Source organism: uncultured Limnohabitans sp. (assembly GCF_937889215.1).
In the GTDB taxonomy this organism is placed as follows: Bacteria; Pseudomonadota; Gammaproteobacteria; order Burkholderiales; family Burkholderiaceae_C; genus Limnohabitans_A.
This window is the reverse complement of the sequence record NZ_CALBEX010000571.1, coordinates 1-5,766: the sequence shown is the minus strand read 5'-3', so window position 1 is coordinate 5,766 and position 5,766 is coordinate 1. Positions and strand designations below refer to the sequence as shown.

6 protein-coding genes are annotated in these 5,766 nt (G+C 61.3%); 4 read left to right on the top strand and 2 right to left on the bottom strand.

The window, feature by feature from the left end; genetic code table 11:
* Positions 1-733 (top strand): hypothetical protein (locus Q0341_RS14295; protein ID WP_299514665.1); only part of this gene is annotated, 733 nt, incomplete at its 5' end.
* A 21-nt stretch (positions 734-754) separates the two neighbouring features.
* Here Q0341_RS14295 and Q0341_RS14290 read toward each other — a convergent pair.
* Positions 755-2,182 (bottom strand): FAD-linked oxidase C-terminal domain-containing protein, encoded by a 1,428-nt coding sequence (locus Q0341_RS14290; RefSeq protein ID WP_299514663.1) that lies wholly within the window; start codon positions 2,180-2,182, stop codon positions 755-757.
* 141 nt (positions 2,183-2,323) lie between these two features.
* Here Q0341_RS14290 and Q0341_RS14285 point away from each other — a divergent pair, with 141 nt between their 5' ends.
* The 3 genes from Q0341_RS14285 (at position 2,324) to Q0341_RS14275 (ending at position 5,455) form a co-directional block, all read left to right on the top strand.
* Positions 2,324-2,902, top strand: a complete 579-nt coding sequence (locus Q0341_RS14285; protein WP_299514661.1) for a cob(I)yrinic acid a,c-diamide adenosyltransferase — start codon at positions 2,324-2,326, stop codon at positions 2,900-2,902.
* Between the two features lie 6 nt (positions 2,903-2,908).
* A complete protein-coding gene (locus Q0341_RS14280) occupies positions 2,909-3,274 on the top strand; it encodes a hypothetical protein (RefSeq protein ID WP_299514659.1) in 366 nt (121 codons plus the stop codon).
* Positions 3,275-3,358: 84 nt separating this feature from the next.
* Positions 3,359-5,455: an acetoacetate--CoA ligase gene (locus Q0341_RS14275; RefSeq protein ID WP_299514657.1), complete on the top strand. Its 2,097-nt coding sequence runs from the start codon at positions 3,359-3,361 to the stop codon at positions 5,453-5,455.
* 78 nt (positions 5,456-5,533) lie between these two features.
* Here the strand turns inward: Q0341_RS14275 and Q0341_RS14270 are convergent.
* The coding region (locus Q0341_RS14270) for a TRAP transporter large permease subunit (protein WP_299514655.1) at positions 5,534-5,766 on the bottom strand (233 nt) is incomplete at its 5' end.

Genomic DNA, 5,766 nt, shown 5'->3' with positions numbered 1-5,766 from the left:
TTGGCGCTATTGGCAGGAGGGAGCAGGTTATTTGGCAACCTTGCTCAAGGCGGGTGTGCCCATCTACCAAGGTCACGAGGTGACGCGCATCGGGATGACGGGTGAGTCTGGCTTGCAAGTTACTCTGGAGCGGCAAGGAAAGACCTTTCGCCTCGCCACTGACTACGTAGCATTGCACGACGGCATCCAACCCAACAACTATGGCATGCGACCCGATGGCCAGCCGCTATGGCGTGTTGCGGGTGACTGCTCGTTGGCGCTCGGTGCCCGCGCAGCAGCCATGCATGGTGAGCTGGTCGCCTTGGACATCATCCAGCAACTCAGCGCGCATGGTGCGCATTCAAGCCAAATCAAGGCACAAGAAGACGGCTTGCGTCAGGCGATCAAAAAGGAAGAAAAAGCGCAAAAACTGTTGCGTGAAATCTACCAGGTAGACGAAGCGGCCACCCTGAACGCCTTGTCCCCTGACACGGTCATTTGCCGATGCGAGCACAAGACTTTGCGCGACCTTGGAGCGTTGGGGCCGGACGCCACCAACCGCGAAATACGCTTACTGGGTCGTTTCGCGATGGGCGCGTGTCAAGGTCGATTTTGCAGCGAGTGGCTCAATGTGATTCGGGGCAAGACACAAACACCAGAGGGCCTTCAACTCATGGGCAAGCACTGGCCAGCCAAACCTATATCAATACAAGCGCTTGTTCAAGAAGCGTCCGAAAACAAGCCCACAGTGTGACAGGCAGGCCTTTTTGTAGCCTCACATCGAAAAAATCTTCCCCGGGTTCATGATGTTGTGCGGGTCCAGCGCCCGCTTGATGGTGCGCATCATGTCGACGGCGCCTTCGCCGGTTTCGGTGCGCAAGAAGTCCATCTTGTGCAGGCCAATGCCGTGCTCGCCGGTGCAGGTGCCGCCCAAGCGCAGCGCCCTGTTGACCAGTTGCTGGTTCAGCGCTTCGGCGGTTTCGCATTCTTGCGGGTTGTTTGGGTCGATCAAATAGCCAAAGTGGAAGTTGCCGTCGCCCACATGGCCCACCAAAAAGTAAGGCAGGCCGCTGGCATCGGTTTCGGTGATGGAGTCGAGCAGGCAATCGGCCAGGCGGCTGATGGGCACGCAGGTGTCGGTGCTGATGGCGCGGCAGCCGGGTTTGCTCTGGATGGCCGCAAAGTAGGCGTTGTGCCGTGCCGTCCACAAGCGGGTGCGCTCTTCGGGGGTGGTGGCCCATTCAAACGAATTGCCGCCAAACTCGCTGGCAATTTCTTGCACCGTCTCGGCTTGCTCTTTCACGCCTGCGGGTGAGCCGTGGAATTCCATCAGCAGCATGGGCTCTTCGCGCAAGCCCAGTTTGGCGTAGGCATTGACCATGCGTATGCTGTTGTGGTCCAGCAATTCCACCCGTGCAATCGGCACGCCCAGCTGGATGGTCTGGATGACCGTGTGCACCGCCGCTTCGATGCTCGGGAAGGAGCAAATGGCGGCCGAAATGGCTTCGGGCAAAGGGTACAGGCGAACGGTGATTTCGGTGATCACACCCAGCGTGCCTTCGCTGCCCACCATCAGGCGCGTCAGGTCGTAGCCGGCGCTTGATTTTTTGGCCCGGGTGCCGGTGCGAATCACTTCGCCCGCCGCGGTGACCACTTCCATGGCCAACACGTTTTCGCGCATGGTGCCGTAACGCACGGCGTTGGTGCCGCTGGCGCGGGTAGCGCTCATGCCGCCAATGGTGGCGTCTGCGCCCGGGTCAATCGGGAAGAACAAGCCTGTGGATTTGATCTCTTCGTTGAGTTGCTTGCGCGTCACGCCCGGCTGCACCGTCACCGTCAGGTCTTCGGCGTTGATGGACAGCACTTTGTTCATGCGCGTCAGGTCGATGCTGATGCCGCCTTGCACCGCCAGCAAATGGCCTTCGAGCGAAGAGCCCACACCAAACGGAATCACGGGCACCTTGTGCTCGGCGCACAGCTTCACGGCGTCGGCCACATCCTGCGTGTTTTCTGCAAACACCACTGCGGCAGGGGGCGGCACATGGGTGAAAGCCGATTCGTCGCGGCCGTGCTGCTCGCGCACCACCAGCGCGGTGGAGCAGTTGCCGCCAAAGCGGGCCTTGAGGGCCGTCAAAAAGGCTTCGGGCACCGCGCGTTGCGCGATTTCGGGGGCCAGGTGGGCGGCGGCAATAGGGGCGTTCATGGGTGTCTCCAGTGGTGGCGTGGCATACCCGCCAGACGTGTGAATGCGCAGTTTACGATGCAATCACAGGTCTTGCTGTCCAATGTCAGACAAGGGGCAGGCACTTGACCGACAATCTTGGGCAACACAGAGGACAACGCCATGGGCAACCGACTCACACAAATCGCCACCCGCACCGGGGACAACGGCACCACCGGCCTGGGCAATAACCAGCGCGTCTCCAAAAACAGCCTGCGCGTGCACGCGATGGGTGAGGTGGACGAACTCAACTCCCACATCGGCTTGCTGCTGTGCGAAGACATGCCCGCCGATGCGCGAGCCGTGTTGGTCGAAGTCCAGCACCAGTTGTTCAACCTGGGGGGGGAGTTGTCCATTCCCGGTTTTGAATTGCTCAAGGACGCCGCCGTCGCCGATCTGGACACCGCTTTGGAGACCTACAACGCCCAGCTGCCCAAACTCGAAGAATTCATCTTGCCCGCAGGCACACGCGGCGCTTCGCAAGCCCATGTGTGCCGCACCGTGGCGCGCCGGGCAGAGCGCGCTTGCGTGGCGCTGGGCAACGAAGAGGCCCTGAACGACACCCCCCGCCAATACCTCAACCGCTTGTCGGATTTGATGTTCGTGTTGGCCCGTGTGCTCAACCGCATGAACGGCGGCGACGACGTGTACTGGAAAAGTGCCCGCATGCAAAAAGACGGCCCTCAAGACGCTGCCGCCTAAAGTGCCATGAAAAAGCTGTTCAGCGGCGGGGTTTTGCGCACAGCATGCTTGGGGCTGGGCCTCTTGGGCACGCTGACACTGGGGCCCGCTGTCATGGCTGCGCCGTCCTCGGTGGTGCTCAGTTGTGCCGTGGCCTACCTGCCGCAGCGCAGCACTTGGGTGCGTGAGGTGCGCATCGACTGGGACAAAAAAGCCATTCACCGCTTGCGCATTGACGGTGTGGAGCCCTATGGTTTTTCTCTGGTGCCGGGTGGGGTGATCACGGCGTTGGACAATGAGCGCATCCAGATCGACCTGGCGGCTCGGCAGTGGCAAAGCGATTTTCGGGGCCAAGCGACGGGCCAAGGCCGTTGTGAAACGGCGCCCGGTTGAGTACAGGCCAAGCTGTCACCTAGGTGCACATTTCAGGGTTCATGCGCGTGACAGCAGTGCTTGGCCACTGCTACGCTGCACCGCATGAACACCGCGACACGACCTTCTGCTTTAGCCCCCCATTTGCCCCAAATTCGGCTGTACCAAAACTGGCTGCGAGATGAACGGGGCCTGAGTTTTGCCACCTACAACGACCTCTGGCGTTGGTCTGTGACCGAGCTGGACGCCTTCTGGCAAAGCATTTGGGATTATTTCGACTTCCAGTCGCCCACGCCGCACACCGCCGTGCTCGCGAACAACGTCATGCCGGGGGCCAAGTGGTTTCCCGGTGCTCAAACCAACTACGCACACCAGGTGCTGCGCCATGTGCAGCCCGCGCATGAAGCTGGCTTTTTGGCGGTCATCAGCCACAACGAAAAGGGCCTGCGCCGCGAGATGAGCTGGCCTGAGCTGCGCCGCCAAGTGGCTGCTTTGGCGCTGCACCTGCAGGCCCAAGGTGTGCAGCCTGGCGACCGGGTCGCGGCTTATTTGCCCAATATTCCCGAAGCCATGGTGGCGTTTTTGGCCACCGCCAGCGTGGGCGGTGTGTGGAGCATTTGCGCGCCCGACATGGGCACCAACGCCGTGCTCGACCGCTTCAAACAGATCGAGCCCAAGGTGCTGATCGCAGTGGACGGTGTGAGCTATGGCGGGCGAGACTTTGACCGCATGGGCGTGGTGCAGGAGCTGCGCGACGCGCTGCCCAGCGTGCAGCACGTCATCGTGCACGACAACTTGGGCACACTCGACCTGGCCCATTGCACCGTAGGTGCCAGCGTGCAGCTGTCGGCCATCACCGCCCGCGACGATGCCGAGGTGCAAGCCTTTGAGCCGCTGTGGTTGCCGTTCGACCACCCGTTGTGGATCGTTTATTCCAGCGGCACCACTGGTCTGCCCAAACCCATCGTGCATGGCCATGGCGGCACCGTGATCGTGGCATTGGCCAACAAAATTTTGCACAACGACATCGGCTGTAGCTACCAACTTAACAGTTGGGGCGAACGCTTTCACTGGTACAGCTCCACCGGCTGGGTGATGTGGAACGCGCAAGTGGCGGGTTTGCTCAACGGCGTGACCTGCGTGATCTATGACGGCAACCCCGGCGGTAGCAAAGACAGCCCGGACTGGGGCATTTTGTGGCGCATGGCGGCGCAAGAGAAGGTGACTTTCTTCGGCGCAGGCGCGGCCTTTTTTGCCAACTGCCAAAAGGCGGGTGTGGACATTGCACGCTGCGGCGACTTGTCGGGTGTGCGCGCCTTGGGCACGACCGGCTCGCCCCTGTCGCCCGAGACCCAAAGCTGGGGCACCGAGCAATTTCGGGCCATCGGCACCGACATTTGGTGGTGCAACATTTCGGGGGGCACCGACTTTGCCGGGGCTTTTCTGGGAGGTCACCGCGAACTGCCGCAAGAGCCGGGCGTCATGCAGTGCCGCGAACTGGGCTGCGCGGTCGAGGCCTGGAACGAAGCGGGTGAGCCCGTCATCGGCGAGGTGGGCGAGCTGGTCTGCGCCCAGCCCATTCCGTCGATGCCGCTGTACTTCTGGAACGACAAGGACAACGCCCGTTATTTGGCCAGCTATTTCGAGATGTACCCCGCAGGCCACGGCCGTCAACCGGGCGGCGGCAACGGCCCGGCCAGCATGGGCGGCGTCTGGCGACACGGCGACTGGCTGCGCATCGGTGATACGCAAGGCGAGGGCGAAGGCTGCGTGATCTTTGGCCGCAGCGACGCCACCATCAACCGCTACGGCTTGCGCATGGGCACCAGCGAGCTGTACAGCGCTGTGGAGGCCCTGCCCGAAGTCATGGACTCGATGGTGGTGGACTTGGAATACCTGGGCAAAGAAAGCTACATGCCCCTCTTTGTGGTGCTGCGCCCGGGCACGGTGTTTGATGATGCAATCAAAGCCAAGCTCAACAACGCCATCAAAGTGGCGCTCAGCCCGCGCTTCATCCCGAACGAGATTTTTCAGGTGGCGGAGATTCCGCGCACGCTGTCCGGCAAAAAGCAGGAGCTGCCGATCAAAAAACTCATGCTGGGTCAGCCGCTTGAAAAGGTCGTCAACAGGGACGCCATGGCCAACCCGGGGTGTCTGGATTGGTATGTGGAGTTGGCCAAGCAGCACCTGGCCAAAGCCTGAGTGGGTGCTCAGTTGCGCCAGAAGCGGGCACCAGCAGGGGGTAGACTTTTCTAGGAGCCCTCCGCCCTGACTTGCTTGTCAAAACCTCAACACAAACAAAGTGATAGACGGAAAAGCGACCAGCAAGGCGGTGCGCAAGAGATCGCTCAACACAAAGGGCATGATGGCGCGGTAAGTCTGTGTGATGGGCGTGTCGCGAGCGAGCGAGTTGATGACGAACAGGTTCATGCCCACCGGGGGCGTGATCAAGCCGACCTCGACCACGATCAGCACCAAGATGCCGAACCAGATGGCCAGCTCATCGGGGGGAG

What these genes read in the sequence shown, in the direction of transcription:
- Q0341_RS14290 (WP_299514663.1), bottom strand. Translation starts at nt 2,182, where the DNA reads ATGAACGCCCCTATTGCCGCCGCCCACCTGGCCCCCGAAATCGCGCAA.
- Q0341_RS14285 (WP_299514661.1), top strand. Translation starts at nt 2,324, where the DNA reads ATGGGCAACCGACTCACACAAATCGCCACCCGCACCGGGGACAACGGC.
- Q0341_RS14280 (WP_299514659.1), top strand. Translation starts at nt 2,909, where the DNA reads ATGAAAAAGCTGTTCAGCGGCGGGGTTTTGCGCACAGCATGCTTGGGG.
- Q0341_RS14275 (WP_299514657.1), top strand. Translation starts at nt 3,359, where the DNA reads ATGAACACCGCGACACGACCTTCTGCTTTAGCCCCCCATTTGCCCCAA.